The following is a 15,366-nucleotide window of genomic DNA, read 5'->3' as shown; positions in this document are numbered from 1 at the left end:
AGCCGCCGTCATGCGGCTCGCAATGACGGCGACTCGCCGCACCTCAACGAGGGCCGGGTGGTCGCGGCCATGAGGGACGCGGCGGTGAGGGCGGCCGCGGCGGCGAGCAGCGCCGCCGCGGCGAAGCCGAGCGACGCCGACAGGGCGCCGAACGTGAACGGCGCGATCGTCGCGCCGGTGTAGACGCCGACCTGGACGGTGTGGCCCGCGTTCTCGGCGCGGTCCGGCAGGAGGCGGAGCGCCGCCGACAGGAGCAGGCCGGTCCAGCCCCACCCGGCGGAGAACGCCAGGACGGCCCCGGCGAGGAACGTGACCGGGGAGCCGGCCGCGATGAGCGCCAGCCCGGCGGCGCCGCTCAGCATCATCACCGCGATGACCGTCCGGTCGCCGCGCGGTGCCCGGTCGGCGAGCGCGCCCGCGGCCAGCCGCACGGCGATCGCGATGACCGCGCTCATCGCGAGGAGGTCGCCGGTGAGGCCGTCCGGCACCCCGGAGTGCGCGCCGAGCTGCACGAAGTACGAGGCCACCGCGTTGTTCCCGGTCGCGGACAGGGCCGCCGCGACCGCCCACAGCACGAGCGTCCGCCGGACGGCGCGCGGCATCGGCGCGGACGCCGCCGCCGTGCGCCGGGGCCCGGCCGCGGGCGTGCGGGTCAGCGGGGCCAGCGCCACGGGGACCAGCGCGAGGAGCCCGGCGATCGCCATCGCGGCGCGCCAGCCGCAGGGGTGGACGACGAGCGCGACGAGCAGGCCGGGGACGAGCGTGCCGGCGCCGAGCGCGGCGCCGATCGTCCCGGCGGCGAGGGAGCGGCGGCGGTCGGGCGCGCGGGCGGCGATGAGCCGTCCGGCGGCGGGCTGGACGAGCCCGTTGGCGAGCCCGGCGGCGGCCAGCACCGGGAAGAGGACGGCGACGTGCCCGGCGCGGGAGAGGGCCAGCATCGAGAGCGCCGCGACGGCGGCCGCCGCGGACAGGGCGGCCGGGACCGGCAGCCGCGCGGCCAGCCGCTTCGCGGCGGGCGAGCCGAGCGCGCTCGCCGCGTAGAACGCGCTCATCGCCAGCCCCAGCGTGGCCCGGTTCGTGTGCAGGGCGTCCTCCATGGACGGGGCCAGCGCGCCGACCGTGAACCCGGGCATCACCGCCGCGGTCGCGGCGGCCGCGGCGGCGACGATGGCGGGCCAGTGGCCGGTGCGGGCGGGCGCGGTCACCGGGGCTCCGGGAGCCAGCCGGGGGTGCCGGGGACGGCGCGTCCGAACTGGACGTCGGCGAAGTGGACGCCGAAGCCGATCGTGTCCGGGTCGGCGAGCTCGGCGACGAGGCTCCGGCGGACGTCGGCGGACAGCTCCGGGTCGTGGTCGGCCACGGCGGAGATCTCCGGGTGGTCGACCTGGACGGGCGAGTGCAGCGCGTCGCCGAACGCGAGGAGCCGCCGCCCGCCCGAGGCGATCTCGTAGACGGTGTGCCCGGCGGTGTGGCCGGCCGTCGTCCGGACCCGCACGCCGGGGAAGACCTCCTCGCCGTCGGCGGTCGTCCGGACCCGCGCGGCGAAGCCCTCGAGGGCGGCGGGATCGGTGCCGGACAGCGCGCGGTGCTCCCATTCGGACGCGCTGACCAGCACTTCCGCGCCGGCGAGCGGCGTCGGGGCTCCGGTCGCGGGCGCCAGCCAGCCGATGTGGTCGACGTGCAGGTGGGTGATGGCGACGGCCTCGATCGCCTCGGGGTCACGGCCGAGCGCGGCGAGGCTCGCGGGCAGCGCGCCGCCGTGCAGGGCGCCGATCGGCCGGTCGGGGGCGTCCGGCCAGGCGAGCGGGCCGACGCCGGCGTCGATCAGCAGGGCGCGGTCGCCGTGCTCGACCAGCAGACCGCCGATGCTCGCGACGAGGTTGCCGGCCGTGTTGAGGTACTCGGTGCGCGCGGCCCAGAACGCGCCGGTGGTGCCGGGGAACCAGACGCGGGGCTTCAGCTCGACGGCGCCGTCGGGGACGTAGCTGATCGTCAGGTCGCCGAGCCGGATCGTGCCGGCGCCGGCCTCGGCGGCGAGCCGGTTCGGGGTGCCGGTGCCGGGGGTGCTGGGAGTGCTGGGGGTACCGGGCATGGGTGTCTCCCTTCGGGACGGCCGCGCCCTGCGACCGCCGCACGCCGGGGAACTTACAACTAGAACTATTCAAGCTGCAACCATTGCAGCTTGATGTAAGGTCGGGGCCATGAGCACCGATCCGGAGTTCGCCGCCACCGCCGAGTGGGAGCTGTGCGGGCTGGTGACCGGGCTGTCCCGGCAGATCGAGGAGCACGTCCGCGAGCGCGCCGCGACGCTCGGGCTCACCTGCCCCCAGGCCACCGCGCTGCGCGAGCTGACCGGGCCGCTGACCATGCGCGACCTCGCCGAGCGGATGAGCTGCGAGCCGTCCAACGCCACGTTCGTCGTCGACAAGCTGGAGAAGCGCGGCCTGGTCGAGCGCCGCCCGCACCCGCAGGACCGCCGCGCCAAGCAGCTCGTCCTGACCCCGGACGGCACCGCCCTGCGCGCGCGCCTGCTCGAACTGCTCACGAAGGACTCGCCCCTGGGCGGCCTCGGCAAGGACGAGCTGGACGCCCTCCAGGGACTTCTGCTTCGCTCCCGGCAACCGCGCTGACCAGGGCATCGCGTCTCAGGCGCGGTGGGCGCGGCGCCGGTAGTAGGCGAACGTGACCGCCGCGAGCAGCGGCCCCCACGCGACCAGCGGGACGTAGGCGACGACGACCAGGGCGCCCTGCCAGGTGTCGGCGTTGAGCGGCGAGTCGGCGGTGAGCCGTTCGCCCTCGAGGTTGCGGCCGAACGCCAGCATCACGAACACCCACGTCCACAGGCAGGTCAGGATGGCCGCGCCGATCGCACCCGGGACGACCGCGGCGAGCGTCGGCACGCGCCGTCCGCGCAGGAACGGCACCCACCTCGGGAACACCTCGCCCCACGTCGACACCAGCCCGACGGCGGTGAACGCGAGCAGTTCCGAGAGCACCGACAGCAGCACCACGTACAGCTCGATCGGCAGCCAGGACGGCAGGTTGCCGCTCTCGTCGCCCCCCGTGTGCCGGACGATCGGCAGGTGCAGGGCGACGGCCGCGATCCGCCACAGGCTGGACGGCAGCACGGCGAACGGGACGGCCAGCGCGGCGGCACGCGCCCAGCGCGGCACCCCGGGGACGGGCGCGTGCGCGGAGGCCCACGCGGCCCGCAGCCGCCGGGGACGCGCGGCGACAACAGCGGAATCGGTCATGCCTCGAAGCCTCGCGCGCACACCCCGGCCGCACCTCCCCCGCCGGCACGACCCGCCTCCCCCGCCGGAGGGATTCTCCAGCGGTGCCGCGGCTGCGGCACCGGCCGCCTCGTCCGCCCGGCCCGGCCGACCGGCGCGGCCGACCGGCGCGGCCGACCGGCGCGGCCGACCGGCGCGGCCCGGCCGACCGGCCCGGAGGCGGGACGCGTCGCGCGGGTCAGCGGGTCAGAGGCGGGACGCCAGGTGGCCGACGAGGTCGGCGGCGGGGGTCTCGGCGGCGGCGCGGAACGCGGTGCCGGCCCAGAGGTTGACCATGTCCGGATCGCCCTGGGCGGCGGCGGCCTTGCGCAGCGGCGACGTCACGTAGTGGACGTCCGGGTAGGCGGCGGGCGCGTCGGCGGAGTGCTCGGTGAGGAAGCGGTTGACCAGACCGCGCGCGGGCCGTCCGCTGAAAGCCCTGGTCATCGCGGTGGACGTGAAGCGCGGGTCGGCGAGCGCGGCCTTGTGCACGGCGCTCGCGCCGCTCTCAGGGCAGCGCAGGAAGACCGTGCCGAGCTGGGCGGCGACGGCGCCGAGGGCGAGGACGCCGGCGACGTCGTCCGGCGTGCCGAGGCCGCCGGCCGCGATGACGGGAAGGTCCGTGACCGCGAGGACGTCACGGAGCAGGTCGCGGAGCGGGAGCGCGCCGTCGAGGGTGTTGGTGAACGAGCCGCGGTGCCCGCCCGCCTCGGTCCCCTGCGCGCACAGCGCGTCGGCGGCGGACGCCAGCCGGGCCTCCTCGGCGGTGGTCACGGTGACGACGACGGCGGTGCCGCGCTCCTGGAAGGCGCGGACGGCGGCGGCGTCCGGGCAGCCGAACGTGAAGCTCACGACGGCGGGCGGGTCAGCGAGCAGGTCGGCGATCTTCGCGTCGTAGGCGTCGTCGCGGGCCGACGGGGTGCCGGGGGCGACGCCGAGCCGGCGCGCCTCGGGCGCGAGGGCGTCGCGGTAGGCGGCGACGGCGGCGGGGTCGGCGTCGTCGTGCGACGGCATGAAGACGTTGACGCCGAACGGGCGGGACGTCAGCGCGCGCGTCCGGTCGATGTCGGCGCGCATGGCGTCCACCGTCTTGTAGCCGGCGCCGAGGAAGCCGAGCCCGCCCGCGTCCGACACGGCCGCGGCGAGCTCCGGCGTGGACGGGCCGCCCGCCATCGGCGCCTGGACGATCGGCAGGTCGGGAAGCCGGGATGCCGTCATACCGCCTCCTTTTCCGGGGCGCCGCGGACCAACCACCGCCAGCGCGGCTGCTCGGACACGACGACCGCCGCGCACAGCACCGTCACCGCGATCGCGGCGGGAACCGGCCAGGCGGCCCAGGACGCGGCGACCGCGGCGGCGAGCTGGAGCAGCACCAGCCCGATCGTCGCGACGCCCGGCACCGGGACCATCACGCGCGCCTTGTCGCCGGGCGTCGCGAACACCGTCGGCAGGCCGATCAGCACGACGTCGGCGAGCACGGCGAGGACGACGGAGTGGGGGGCGAGCGCCCAGGGCGCGGCGGCCCAGGCGACGATCTCGGCGAGGAAGCGGAGCACGGAGGCGGCGCGGCCGTCGGGGGCGGCCCCTCCCGGGCTCGCGGTATGCGTCACGATCGGAAAGATAGCCCGCGGGACACCGGCCGCGACCGCCGGGTTCAGCGAACGCGAACCGACCGAGAGGGACCAGGATGCGGGTGCTGCTGCACTACGACATGGACCACACCGAGCCCGGCCTGGACATCGTCGGCTGCTCCGAGCAGGACGACGCCCGCTTCCACGCGCTGCTGCCGGACACCGAGGTCATCTGGCACGTGCTGCGGCCGCTGACCGCCGAGGACATGGACCGGGCACCGAAGCTGCGGCTGATCCAGAAGCTCGGCACCGGGGTGAACACCATCGACCTGGACGCCGCCGCCGAGCGCGGGATCGCCGTCGCGAACATGCCGGGCCGCAACGCGCAGGCCGTCGCGGAGACGAGCCTGCTGCTGGCGCTCGCGGCGCTGCGCAAGCTCGTCGCGTTCGACGCGCGGACGCGGCGCGGCGAGGGCTGGCCCGCCGACCGGTCCCTGGCCGGCGGGGAGCTGCGGGGCCGGACGGTCGGGCTGCTCGGCGGGGGCGAGATCGCGGGGCTGCTGCGCGGGATGCTGGAGGCGGTCGGCGCCCGCGTCCTGTACACCTCGCGGCGCCCGCGCCGCGACGACCCGGCCTGGCGGGAGCTGGACGACCTGCTGCGGGCCAGCGACGTCCTGTCGGTGCACATCCCGCTGACCGGCGAGACGCACCACCTGCTGAACGCCGAGCGGCTCGCGCTGCTGCCGCCCGGCGCGGTCGTGGTGAACACGGCGCGCGGCGCGGTGATCGACGAGTCGGCGCTGGTCGCGGCGCTGACGTCCGGTCATCTCGGCGGCGCCGGGCTCGACGTCTTCGAGCGCGAGCCGGTCGATCCGGGGAACCCGCTGCTCGCGCTCGACAACGTCGTCGTGATGCCGCACGTCGCGTGGCTCACCGGCGAGACGTGGGACCGGTACTTCGAGGTCGCGGTGGAGAACTGCCGGCGGCTCGCCTCCGGCCGCGACCTCCTCCACCGCGTGCGCTGACCCGCCGCGGCTCAGCGGGGGAGGAGGACGGGTTTGACGACCTCGCCGGACGCGGCGGCCGCCTCGGCCTGGTTGATCCGGTCGAGCGGGTAGGTCGCGATGAGGCGGTCGAAGGGGAACAGGTCCCGGCGCCACAGGTCGATCATCTTCGGGATGAAGGTGTGCGGGACGGCGTCGCCCTCGATGATGCCCTTGACCGTCCGGCCCATGAGCAGCAGGTTCGGGTCGAGCCGGTACTCCTCGGAGCCGACGCCGACGAGGCCGCAGACGCCGGTGGTGCGCAGCGACGCGACCGCCGCCGACACCACGGACGGGACGGCGGTCGTGTCGAACGAGTACTGCACGCCCTCGCCGCCCGACAGCGCCCTGATCTGCCCCGCGATGTCGTCGTCCGCGCCGTTGACCGTGTGCGTGGCGCCGAGCTCGCGGGCCAGGTCGAGCCGCGCGTCGTTCAGGTCGACCGCGACGATCGTGGTGGCGCCCGCGACCTTCGCGGCCATCACGGCGGAGAGCCCGACCGCGCCCGCGCCGAACACCGCGATGCCGTCGCCGGCCCGGACGCCGAGGGAGACCAGCACGGACGCGGCGCCGGTCTGCACGCCGCAGCCGAGCGGCCCGAGCTTCTCGATCGGCACGTCCTTCGTCACCGGGACGACGTTCCGCACGGTGCCGAGGGCGTGCGACGCGAACGACGACTGCCCGAACCACCGGTTGCCGACCGCGTTCCCCTCGGCGTCGGTGGCGCGGGGCCGCCCGTCCAGCGGAACGGCGATCATGTTCAGCGCGGCCATCTGCGGGCACGCGCCGGGCACCGCGTCGCGGCAGTTCGCGCAGGACCCGCACGAGTCGAACGACATGACCACGTGGTCGCCCTCGGTGACACCGGACACGCCCGGCCCCACCGCCTCGACCACGCCGGACCCCTCGTGCCCGAGGATCACCGGCTTGGCGACCAGGTCGCCCGGCACCCGCCCGAGCAGGTCGGTGTGGCACATCCCGACCCCCGCGATCCGGACGACGATCTCGCCCGGCCCGGGGTCGGCGAGCTCGACGCGCTCGATCGTGTAGGGGGCGTCTGCGGCCCGCAGCACCGCGGCGTCGATCTGCACTGGGCTCTCCTGTCAGGGCGGCGCGTATCAGGACGGGCGGGGATCGGGACGGGCGGGGATCGGGACGGGCGGGGATCAGGCCAGCGAGTAGCGGACGGGCAGCCGCTTCAGGCCGCCGACGAACGTGGTCGCGATGCTCTCCGCCGGACCCGCGAGCTCGATCGAGCGCAGCCGCGGCAGCAACTCCTCGAAGAAGGCGCGGACCTCGATGCGGGCCAGCGCCGCGCCCAGGCAGTAGTGCACGCCGAACCCGAACGCCAGGTGCTTGTTCGGGTCGCGCCCGACGTCGAACGAGAACGGGTCGTCGAACACGTCCTCGTCGCGGTTCGCGGACGGGTAGGACAGCAGCACCGCGTCGCCCTCCCGGATCGTCGTGCCGCGCAGGTCGTAGTCGCGGGCCGCGGTCCGCATGAACTCCTTCACCGGGGTGACCCAGCGGATCATCTCGTCCACGGCGAGGGACATCAGGCCCGGGTCGCCCGTGAGCCGCTCCCGCTGCTCGGGGTGCTCGATGAGGGCCTGGAGGCCGCCCGCGATCGTCGCGCTCGTCGTGTCGTGCCCGGCCGTCGCGATGATGACGTAGTAGGACGCGGTGTCGAAGTCGTTCAGCGGCTCCCCGTCGATCCTCGCGTTCGCGATGGCGGACGCCAGGTCGTCGGTCGGGTGCTTGCGGCGCTCCTCCGTCAGCCCCTGGAAGTAGGCGAAGAAGTCCAGCAGGACCTGCAGCTTCTCCTCGTTCGTCTGGCCGCGCTGCAGCTCGGCGTCGTCCCCGCCGAACAGCTCCTGCGTCAGCTTCAGCATCCGGTCGAAGTCGCTCTCCGGCAGGCCGAGCAGCGACAGGATGACGTACAGCGGGAAGTGCACCGCGACCTGCCGCGCGAAGTCGCACTCGCCGCCGAGCTCCACCATCCGGTCGACGTACCGCTTCGCCAGCTCCTTCACCCGCGGTTCGAGCGCCCGCATCGCGCGCGGCCGGAACCAGTCCGCGCCGATCGCCCGGATCACCCGGTGGTCGGGGTCGTCCATGTGGATCAGGGTGCGCAGCGCGATGCCCTGCTCCGCGCGCTCCCGGTTCAGCTCGTCGAACTCGGCGGTGCCGAGCAGCGGGCGCGGGGCGTTCAGGAAGATCTCGTGGTTCCGCTCGATCTCCAGCACGTCGGCGTGCTTCGTGATCGCCCAGAAGGGGTTGTAGTCCGGCGCGTCCACCCACCGCACCGGCGACTCCCGCCGCAGCAGCGCGAGCGCCTCGTGCAGCCGTGCCTCGTCGGCGTACGCCTTCGGATCGGCGAGCGCCAGGCCCGCCTCGTCCACGCTCAGGGTCATACCGCTCCTTCGAGTCGTCGGTGTCGAGCTTAGAACGGCGCGCCCCGGACCGTAAGTGCAGGGTTACTCCAGGGCGGGCGTCCCGGTCAGGTGACCTGGAAGGCGGCGATCGCCGAACCGTCGCCGATCGCGAAGAGGTCTCCGGCGGTCACGATGGAGGGGTAGGGGTTCGCGCCCGCCTCCGCGGGGATCGGATACTCCCAGCGCCGCCTCCCCGTGCCCGCCTCCCAGCCGTGGACGGCGGGGTGCTCCCCGTAGAGGGACGGGGCGAGCAGCAGGTCCCCGCAGATCGCGAGGCGCCCGAGCGTCGCGCCCACCTCCACCTGCCAGCGCGGCGCGCCGGTGCGCGCGTCGAGCGCGGTGAGGCGGGGCAGCGTGACGAAGACGTCGCGGTCCCGGACGGCGGCCCGCCCGTCCGCCCCGGTGGCGAACGCCCAGCGCGTGCGCCCGGTCGCGGCGTCCAGCGCGTACAGGTGGCCGCCGGTCACGTAGACGGTGTCCCCGGCCGCGATCACCGGCTGGTCCCCGGCGGCGGCGTCGGTCGGGACGCGCCAGCGCTCGGTGCCGTCCGCGACCGCGTGGGCGTGCACGGTCCCGGTCCGCTCGGTCCGGAACACCAGGCCCCCGGCGGGCGGGACGGTGACCATGTCGTCCTCCACGCCCTGCCCCCGGTACGACCAGAGGATCTTCCGGGCCGCCACGTCGACCGCGATCAGGGCGCGGTCGGCGTCGGATGATCTACAGAAGACCACCGGCCCCTGCGCTCCCCACACGAGGCCCGGTTCGAGGCCGCCGGGCAGCTCGATCGTCGCCCGGACGGCGCCGGTGGCGGGGTCGAGGGCGCGCAGCGGGGCGCCGCCGTTCAGCGACCCCAGCGCGGCGTACAGGGCGCCGCCGTACGCGGCGACGGGCGGCCGGGCCCACTCCTCGCTGGGCCCGTCCGCGAACAGCACCTTGCCCTTGCGCCACCGCCGCTGCCCCCTGCTGAGGTCGAGCGCGACGAGGTCGGCGGAGAACGCGCCGGTGGCGTAGAGCACCAGGCCGCCTTCGATCGCGATGCCGTCCGGCTTCTCGGTGCGCGCGCTCCAGAGCCGGCGAGGGGTGATCTTCGGCTCGGCCGACGGCCGGGGCCGGGGCGTCGAGCCGCCGCGGGTCGCGAGGGCGATCGCGCCGCCCGCCACCGCCGCGGCCCCGGCGGCCGCCAGCCCCGCCAGCAGCCACCGGCGGCCGACCCCTCCACCACCGGACGTGCCGTCTCCGGCGTTCGCGGCGTCAGCGCTCCACTCCGCCACCTCGGCCGCGACCGGGTCCGGCAACCAGTGCTCACCCGGAGCCGGCGCCGCACCCGGGGCGGCGCCGGGTTCCGGGAGGAGCAGCGCTGGCAGCCGGCCGACGGGCGGCCGCCGCTCCGGATCGCGTTGCAGGCAGGCGGCCAGGAGGCCGCGGAGCGGTCCCGGCACTCCGGCCAGGTCGGGGTCCTCGTGGCCGACCCGGTACAGCAGCGCCTCCGGGCGGGCGTCGCCGAACGGCGGGCGTCCGGTCGCGGCGAAGGCGAGGGTCGCACCGAGCGAGAACACGTCGGACGCCGGGCCCGCCTCCTCGGCGGCGGCCTGCTCGGGCGAGAGGTACCCGGCCGAGCCGACGACCGCCCCGGCGGCCGTCAGCGCCGCGTCGTCCGCCGCCCGGCTGATCCCGAAGTCGATCAGCCGCGGCCCGTCGGCCGCCAGCAGGACGTTGGACGGCTTGAGGTCGCGGTGCACGAGCCCCGCCGCGTGCACCGCGGCCAGCGCCTCGGCGAGCCCGGCCCCGAGCGCGCGGACCGTGCCCTCCGGCAGCGGGCCGTGCCGCAGCACCGCGTCCCGCAGCGACGGCCCGGGCACGTAGGCGGTGGCGAGCCACGGCGGCGATCCGTCCGGGTCGGCGTCGACGACGGGCGCGGTGAAGGCCCCCGCCACCCGCCGCGCGGCGTCGATCTCCCGCCGGAACCGCGCGCGGAACGCCGGGTCGCCGGCGTACTCGGCGTGGACGGCCTTCACGGCGAGCAGCCGCCCGGCGCGGGAGCGCGCGAGGTAGACCCTTCCCATCCCGCCCTGCCCCAGCCGCCCGAGGAGGCGGTGCGGCCCGAGCGCCTCCGGGTCCTCGGGGCGCAGCGGCTCCGTCATCTCCACTCCGGTCCTCCCCGCGTCGGCCGTCATCCTCGGAACACCAGCAGCCGCCTGCCGTCGAAGGCGTACGCGCGGGTGCCGTCGGCCCGCACGTCCCACCGCGTCTGGGCGTCGTTGGGGACGCGGTACGTCCAGCGGACGCGGCCGCCGCCCGGGTCCAGCACCGCCAGCCCCGCGCCGGCCGCGGTCCGGGCCTGCGCGTCGTCGGGGGCGATCGGCACGGCGACCGGCGCCGGGGACCACGGCGGCGTCGCGGCGGCCGGGACGGCGGGCAGCCGGGTGCGCCACCGGACGCTCCCCGTGCGCGCGTCCAGGCCGATCGCGGTGGCGCCGTCGGCGACGCACACCAGGTTCCCGGCCGCCACGAGGACGTCCGGCCCGTAACGGCCGAGCCCGCCGGCGGTCCACAGCCTCGTCCCGGCGTCCACGGAGTACGCCGTGAGCGTGCCGTTCGCCGGGACCAGCACGGCCGACTCGGACGCCTGCACGGACAGCTCCGGGACGGGGCCCAGCGGCACCTGCCACGCCTGCCGTCCCGTCGCCGCGTCGAACGCCCGCAGGGCGCCGTCCCGGGCGGCCAGCAGACGGCCCGCCCTCACCACGGGCGAGGGCCGGGACGCCACGGACCGCCGCCACCGCACCCGCCCGCCCCGCACCTCGAACGCCTCGACGGACGCGGCGCTCCCGTCCCCGAGGTCCCGGTAACCGATCATGAGGGTGCCGGCGATCCCGAGGACGCCGTCGCCGGGGTGCCGGGGCAGGCGGTCGCCGCTCGTCCGCCACCGGCGCTCACCTGTGGCGACGTCGAACGCGGACAGGTCGCCGTTCCCCGCGACGGCGTACACGGTGCCGCCGGAGACCTCGACGTGGCCGATCCCGGCGTCCTCTTGCGCCGTCCAGCGCCGGGCGCCCGTCGCGGCGTCCAGGCACGTGAGCCGGGACGCCTCGCCGAGCAGCACCGCGCCGCCGCTCACGACGGCGGGCAGGTCCGGCGACGGGCCCTCCAGCGCGGGGGTGTACGTCCAGAGCGGCTTCGGTCCCTGCGGCGCGCCGACGACCGCGGAGCGCGGGCCGCCCGGCCGGTGGGAGTCCCGGTCGTGCAGCAGCCATCCGGTGACGCCCGCCGCCACGGCGGCTCCCGCGGCGGCACCGGCCACGGCCAGGAAGCGTCGTCGGCCGGGAGGGTCCGGCAGGACGCGCGTCGGCGACGGCTCGCGCACCGTCGGCGCGCCGTCCTCGGCGGCCGGGTGCGTCGGGCCCCCGTCCGGGACGGGCGGCGGCGCGCTGAGCAGGGCGGACGCCTCGCCCGCCCGCGCGGCGATCTCCGCGCGGACCGGTGCGGGCCACCACTCCCCCGGATCGGCCCCGCCGAGCCGCTCGACCAGTTCCGCCGGGGACGGGCGCCGGTCGGGGTCCTTGTCCAGGCACGCGGCCACCACGGGCCGCAGGCCGTCCGGCACGCCGTCCAGCAGCGGGTCGGCCCCGACGACGCGGGCGAGCACGGCCGGAACCGCCCCGGTGCCGAACGGCGGCGTGCCGGTCGCGGCGTACACCAGCACGCCGCCCAGCGCGAACACGTCGGCGGCGGGCCCCGCGCGGCGTCCCGAGGCGACCTGCTCGGGCGCCATGAACGCCGGGGACCCGACCAGCGCGCCGCTGCGGGTGACGGCCGTGCCGTCCAGGGCCCGGCTGATCCCGAAGTCGATGACCCGGGGGCCGTCGGCGGCGAGCAGCACGTTCGCGGGCTTGAGGTCGCGGTGGACGAGCCCCGCGCCGTGCACCGCCGCCAGCGCCTCGGCGAGCGCGGCCCCGAGGACCCGCGCGACCGGCTCCTCCAGCGGGCCGTGCGCCCGCACCGCGTCGCTCAGCGGAGGCCCGGCGACGAACGCGGTGGCCAGCCACGGCGGCGCCGCCGCGGTGTCGGCGTCCAGGACCGGCGAGGTGAACGCGCCGCCGACCGCGCGGGCCGCCGCCGCCTCGCGCCGGAACCGCGCCAGGAACGCGGGGTCGCCGGACAGCTCGGGACGCACCACCTTGACGGCCGCGGCCCGCGCCCCCGGGGACCGCCCCAGGTAGACGCGCCCCATCCCGCCGCTGCCGAGCACCGCCAGCAGCCGGTACGGCCCCACCCGCGCCGGATCGTGTGCGCCCAGGCTCTTCAACCGGCTGTCCACCGGCCGACATGATAGAGCGATCCGGGCATTCGGCGACGGCTTTCACACCCCCGCGGACCGCCCGTCCCGCGGCGGGCGCGGCGGCGCGGGGACGTCAGCCCAGGTCGCCGAAATCCCCGTGGCGGCCGTGGCCCGCGGTGAACCTCCCGGCTCCGTCGAGGGCGTCCCGCAGGGAGCCGAGGCCGTGGCGGTACTCGACGGCGAGCGCCTCGTCCTCCGGCAGGCCCTCCGCGTCCAGGACGGACATGCGGTCGTTGCGCAGGCACGCCTGCGGGAAGCGGGCGAGGTCCGCCGCCAGCTCCTCCGCCGCCTCCCGGGACGTCCCCGGCGGGACGAGCCGGTTCGCCAGGCCGATGTCGAACGCCTCCCGCGCGCCGACCGGACGGCCCGTGAGGATCAGGTCCATGGCGCGGCTCGTCCCGATCAGCCGCGGCAGCCGGACCGTCCCGCCGTCCACCAGCGGGACGCCCCAGCGGCGGCAGTACACGCCGAACGTCGCGTCCTCCTCGACGACCCGCAGGTCGCACCAGAGCGCCAGCTCCATGCCGCCCGCGACCGCGTGCCCCGCGACGGCCGCGACCACCGGCTTCGACAGCCGCATCCGCGTGCAGCCGAGCGGGCCGTCGGCGGGCGGCGCGTCCACGCGCGGGCTCCGCCCGGTGCCGATCGACTTCAGGTCGGCGCCCGCGCAGAACGTCCCGCCCTCGCCCCACAGGACGGCGACGCTCGCGTCCGGGTCGGCGTCGAACGCCCGGAACGCCGCCGCGAGCCCGTCCGCCACGGCCCCGTCCACGGCGTTGCGCGCCTCCGGACGGGACATGATCACGGTCGTCACGGGCCCGCGGCGCTCGCTCCTGACGTGCATGTCACTCCTCCGCGCGGACGAACGCGCCGTCCGCCAGGTCCTTGAAGCGTTCGAGGTCCTCGGCCGGCGCGTCGATCGCCCGCAGCGGGCCGGCGTCGGCGAGGTGCCTCCGAGCGTAGAGGCGCGCGACGAGCGCCTTGCGGTCGGCGCCGGAATCGGCGCGCTCCCAGCCGGCCTGCTCCAGCAGCAGCGCCGCCGCGTACACGTCGGCCATGTACTGGGCGAGGGGGTACAGCCGCGCCTCCGCCGTCGCCCGGTCGAGGCCGCGCCACTTCCCGATCGCCTCGCGGAGGTGCCCGATCCGCGCGTTCACGAGGTCGGCGGTCGCGTCGTCGCCGCCGGGCGCGCTCGCGACGGCCCCGGCGAGCCGGTCGAGGAACGGCTCGTGCGCGTCGTCGCGCTCGACGGCGCGGCGGACGTCCAGGCAGAGGATGTTGTCGCCGCCCTCCCAGACCGGGTTGACCTGCGCGTCCCGCAGGATGCGGGCGACCGGCCACTGCTCGATGTAGCCGTTGCCGCCGTGGATCTCGATCGCGTCGCTCGCGGCGGTCACGCCGAGCCGCGCCGCGCGCAGCTTGACGAGCGCCGCACCCACGCGCAGGCGGGGTCTCCCCAGGTACCCGTCGAACACCAGCGCCTGGGCGGCCTCCGTCTCCACGATCATCTCGGCGAGCTTGCGCCGCATCAGCGGCTGCTCGCCCAGCGACGCCCCGAACGCCTCGCGCGCCCGGGTGTAGCAGAGCGACTCCACCAGCGACCGGCGCGCGCAGCCGAGCCCCATCATCGCGATGCCGAGCCGCGCGCCGTTCGTCAGCTCCATCATCCGCGCGAGGCCCTTGCCGTCCCCGCCCTCGCCCGCGCTCGACGCCGGGGCCAGCAGGAACGCCTCCGCGTCGGTGAACTCGATCTCCGCGGACGCCACCGACCGGGTGCCGAGCTTGTCCTTCAGCCGCCGGATCCGCACGCCGTTGCGCGTCCCGTCCCGCCGCTCCCGCAGGACGAGGAACGGCGCGATGCCGCGCACCCCGTCCACCGCGCCCTCGGGCTTCGCGAGGACGACGAACGCCGACCCGTTCGCGTTCGACGCGAACCACTTGAACCCGTTGAGCCGCCAGGCGTCGCCGTCCCGGGACGCCGTCGACTCCAGCGCCCCGAGGTCGGAGCCGCCGGACCGCTCGGTGAGCATCTGCGCGGCCTCGCCGGAGAACGCGCCCTCGGCGAACAGCGCGCGGACGCGCTCCTTCACCTCGTCCGGCGCGAACAGCTCGGTGAGCCCGACGACCATGTCCCCGCCGGTGCCGAGCGCGCACGCCATGCCGATGTCGGCCTGGTCGAGCAGGTAGCTCCAGGCGACGCCGAGCGGCGCCGGGTCCACCCCGTTCGCCTTCGCCTCCGCGACGAAGGCGGGCCGGGTGAACGACGTCGCCACCAGCTCCCGCCGGGCCGCCTCGAACGACTGCGGCATGACGACCTCGCTGACGTCGCGCCCCCACCGGTCGTACTTCTCGAGCCGCGGCGGGTTCCGGTCGGTCTCCTCCGCCCACGCGTTCACCGGGCCGCCCATGAGCGCGCCCAGCTCGCGGAGCCGGGGCTCGGCCCAGCCGAAGCCGTCGCCGAGGTGGCGCCGCATCAGGAAGCGCAGCGTCGGGTCGCAGTCGTACCAGTTGAGGCCCGCCGCCCCCTGGTAGCGCTCCGTCGCGTACCGGCGGGCCTTGTCCGGGCCGCCGAAGGGGAGCCGGTCGAACGGCTCGATCAGGTAAGAGGCCATGCCCCGGACATTACGCTTCCATGTCACGTGATGGAAGACTGTAATCTCACCGGCGGCCGCGCCCGGACCGCCCGCCCGCCGGGCCCGCACCGGA

At 76.5% G+C, this 15,366-nt stretch carries 13 protein-coding genes; 2 read left to right on the top strand and 11 right to left on the bottom strand.

Annotated elements, in window-relative coordinates; all coding sequences use genetic code 11:
• Window positions 1-8: 8 nt before the first annotated feature.
• Both J4557_RS36210 and J4557_RS36205 read right to left on the bottom strand, forming a co-directional pair.
• Window positions 9-1,205, bottom strand: coding sequence for an MFS transporter (locus J4557_RS36210; RefSeq protein ID WP_208271302.1), 1,197 nt, complete (start codon window positions 1,203-1,205; stop codon window positions 9-11).
• Window positions 1,202-2,092, bottom strand: a complete 891-nt coding sequence (locus tag J4557_RS36205) for an MBL fold metallo-hydrolase (protein WP_208271301.1) — start codon at window positions 2,090-2,092, stop codon at window positions 1,202-1,204. The genes J4557_RS36210 and J4557_RS36205 overlap by 4 nt, the downstream gene beginning before the upstream one ends.
• 109 nt (window positions 2,093-2,201) lie before the next feature.
• Between J4557_RS36205 and J4557_RS36200 the strand changes: the two genes are divergently transcribed.
• On the top strand, window positions 2,202-2,630 hold the full coding sequence (locus J4557_RS36200) for a MarR family winged helix-turn-helix transcriptional regulator (protein WP_208271300.1): 429 nt from the start codon (window positions 2,202-2,204) through the stop codon (window positions 2,628-2,630).
• 15 nt (window positions 2,631-2,645) lie between these two features.
• On the opposite strand, the gene J4557_RS36195 is transcribed toward J4557_RS36200, so the two are convergent.
• The 3 genes from J4557_RS36195 to J4557_RS36185 all read right to left on the bottom strand — a co-directional run bounded on the left by J4557_RS36195 (window position 2,646) and on the right by J4557_RS36185 (window position 4,882).
• Complete coding sequence (locus J4557_RS36195; protein WP_208271299.1) at window positions 2,646-3,254, bottom strand: hypothetical protein; 609 nt, start codon at window positions 3,252-3,254, stop codon at window positions 2,646-2,648.
• A 225-nt stretch (window positions 3,255-3,479) separates the two neighbouring features.
• The gene (locus J4557_RS36190) at window positions 3,480-4,490 is read right to left on the bottom strand and encodes a nitronate monooxygenase (protein ID WP_208271298.1); all 1,011 of its coding nucleotides are present in this window, start codon (window positions 4,488-4,490) and stop codon (window positions 3,480-3,482) included.
• Window positions 4,487-4,882: a hypothetical protein gene (locus tag J4557_RS36185; protein WP_243776904.1), complete on the bottom strand. Its 396-nt coding sequence runs from the start codon at window positions 4,880-4,882 to the stop codon at window positions 4,487-4,489. Before J4557_RS36185 ends, J4557_RS36190 begins: the two co-directional genes overlap by 4 nt.
• Window positions 4,883-4,959: 77 nt before the next feature.
• Between J4557_RS36185 and J4557_RS36180 the strand changes: the two genes are divergently transcribed.
• Window positions 4,960-5,868: a 2-hydroxyacid dehydrogenase gene (locus J4557_RS36180; RefSeq protein WP_243776903.1), complete on the top strand. Its 909-nt coding sequence runs from the start codon at window positions 4,960-4,962 to the stop codon at window positions 5,866-5,868.
• An 11-nt stretch (window positions 5,869-5,879) separates the two neighbouring features.
• Here the strand turns inward: J4557_RS36180 and J4557_RS36175 are convergent, their stop codons facing one another.
• From J4557_RS36175 to J4557_RS36150, 6 genes are all read right to left on the bottom strand, one after another.
• Window positions 5,880-6,977, bottom strand: coding sequence for an NAD(P)-dependent alcohol dehydrogenase (locus tag J4557_RS36175; RefSeq protein WP_208271297.1), 1,098 nt, complete (start codon window positions 6,975-6,977; stop codon window positions 5,880-5,882).
• Window positions 6,978-7,052: 75 nt separating this feature from the next.
• Complete coding sequence (locus tag J4557_RS36170) at window positions 7,053-8,300, bottom strand: cytochrome P450 (RefSeq protein ID WP_208271296.1); 1,248 nt, start codon at window positions 8,298-8,300, stop codon at window positions 7,053-7,055.
• Window positions 8,301-8,386: 86 nt separating this feature from the next.
• Window positions 8,387-10,462 carry a protein kinase domain-containing protein gene (locus J4557_RS36165; protein ID WP_243776920.1) on the bottom strand — a complete coding sequence of 692 codons (2,076 nt, stop codon included), beginning with the start codon at window positions 10,460-10,462 and terminating at the stop codon, window positions 8,387-8,389.
• Between the two features lie 29 nt (window positions 10,463-10,491).
• A complete protein-coding gene (locus tag J4557_RS36160) occupies window positions 10,492-12,639 on the bottom strand; it encodes a serine/threonine-protein kinase (protein ID WP_208271294.1) in 2,148 nt (715 codons plus the stop codon).
• Window positions 12,640-12,733: 94 nt separating this feature from the next.
• The gene (locus tag J4557_RS36155; protein WP_208271293.1) at window positions 12,734-13,504 is read right to left on the bottom strand and encodes a crotonase/enoyl-CoA hydratase family protein; all 771 of its coding nucleotides are present in this window, start codon (window positions 13,502-13,504) and stop codon (window positions 12,734-12,736) included.
• Between the two features lies 1 nt (window position 13,505).
• Window positions 13,506-15,272, bottom strand: coding sequence for an acyl-CoA dehydrogenase family protein (locus tag J4557_RS36150; RefSeq protein ID WP_208271292.1), 1,767 nt, complete (start codon window positions 15,270-15,272; stop codon window positions 13,506-13,508).
• Between the last annotated feature and the right edge of the window lie 94 nt (window positions 15,273-15,366).

The sequence above is a fragment of the Actinomadura nitritigenes genome (assembly GCF_017573545.1).
GTDB classification, from domain to species: Bacteria; Actinomycetota; Actinomycetes; order Streptosporangiales; family Streptosporangiaceae; genus Spirillospora; species Spirillospora nitritigenes.
This window is presented reverse-complemented; position numbering and strand designations above follow the sequence as displayed.

Bases quoted from the DNA above. Each gene is read 5' to 3' on its own strand.
- J4557_RS36205 (WP_208271301.1), bottom strand. From the start codon at position 2,092: ATGCCCGGTACCCCCAGCACTCCCAGCACCCCCGGCACCGGCACCCCG.
- J4557_RS36200 (WP_208271300.1), top strand. From the start codon at position 2,202: ATGAGCACCGATCCGGAGTTCGCCGCCACCGCCGAGTGGGAGCTGTGC.
- J4557_RS36195 (WP_208271299.1), bottom strand. From the start codon at position 3,254: ATGACCGATTCCGCTGTTGTCGCCGCGCGTCCCCGGCGGCTGCGGGCC.
- J4557_RS36190 (WP_208271298.1), bottom strand. From the start codon at position 4,490: ATGACGGCATCCCGGCTTCCCGACCTGCCGATCGTCCAGGCGCCGATG.
- J4557_RS36180 (WP_243776903.1), top strand. From the start codon at position 4,960: ATGCGGGTGCTGCTGCACTACGACATGGACCACACCGAGCCCGGCCTG.
- J4557_RS36170 (WP_208271296.1), bottom strand. From the start codon at position 8,300: ATGACCCTGAGCGTGGACGAGGCGGGCCTGGCGCTCGCCGATCCGAAG.
- J4557_RS36165 (WP_243776920.1), bottom strand. From the start codon at position 10,462: ATGACGGAGCCGCTGCGCCCCGAGGACCCGGAGGCGCTCGGGCCGCAC.
- J4557_RS36155 (WP_208271293.1), bottom strand. From the start codon at position 13,504: ATGCACGTCAGGAGCGAGCGCCGCGGGCCCGTGACGACCGTGATCATG.
- J4557_RS36150 (WP_208271292.1), bottom strand. From the start codon at position 15,272: ATGGCCTCTTACCTGATCGAGCCGTTCGACCGGCTCCCCTTCGGCGGC.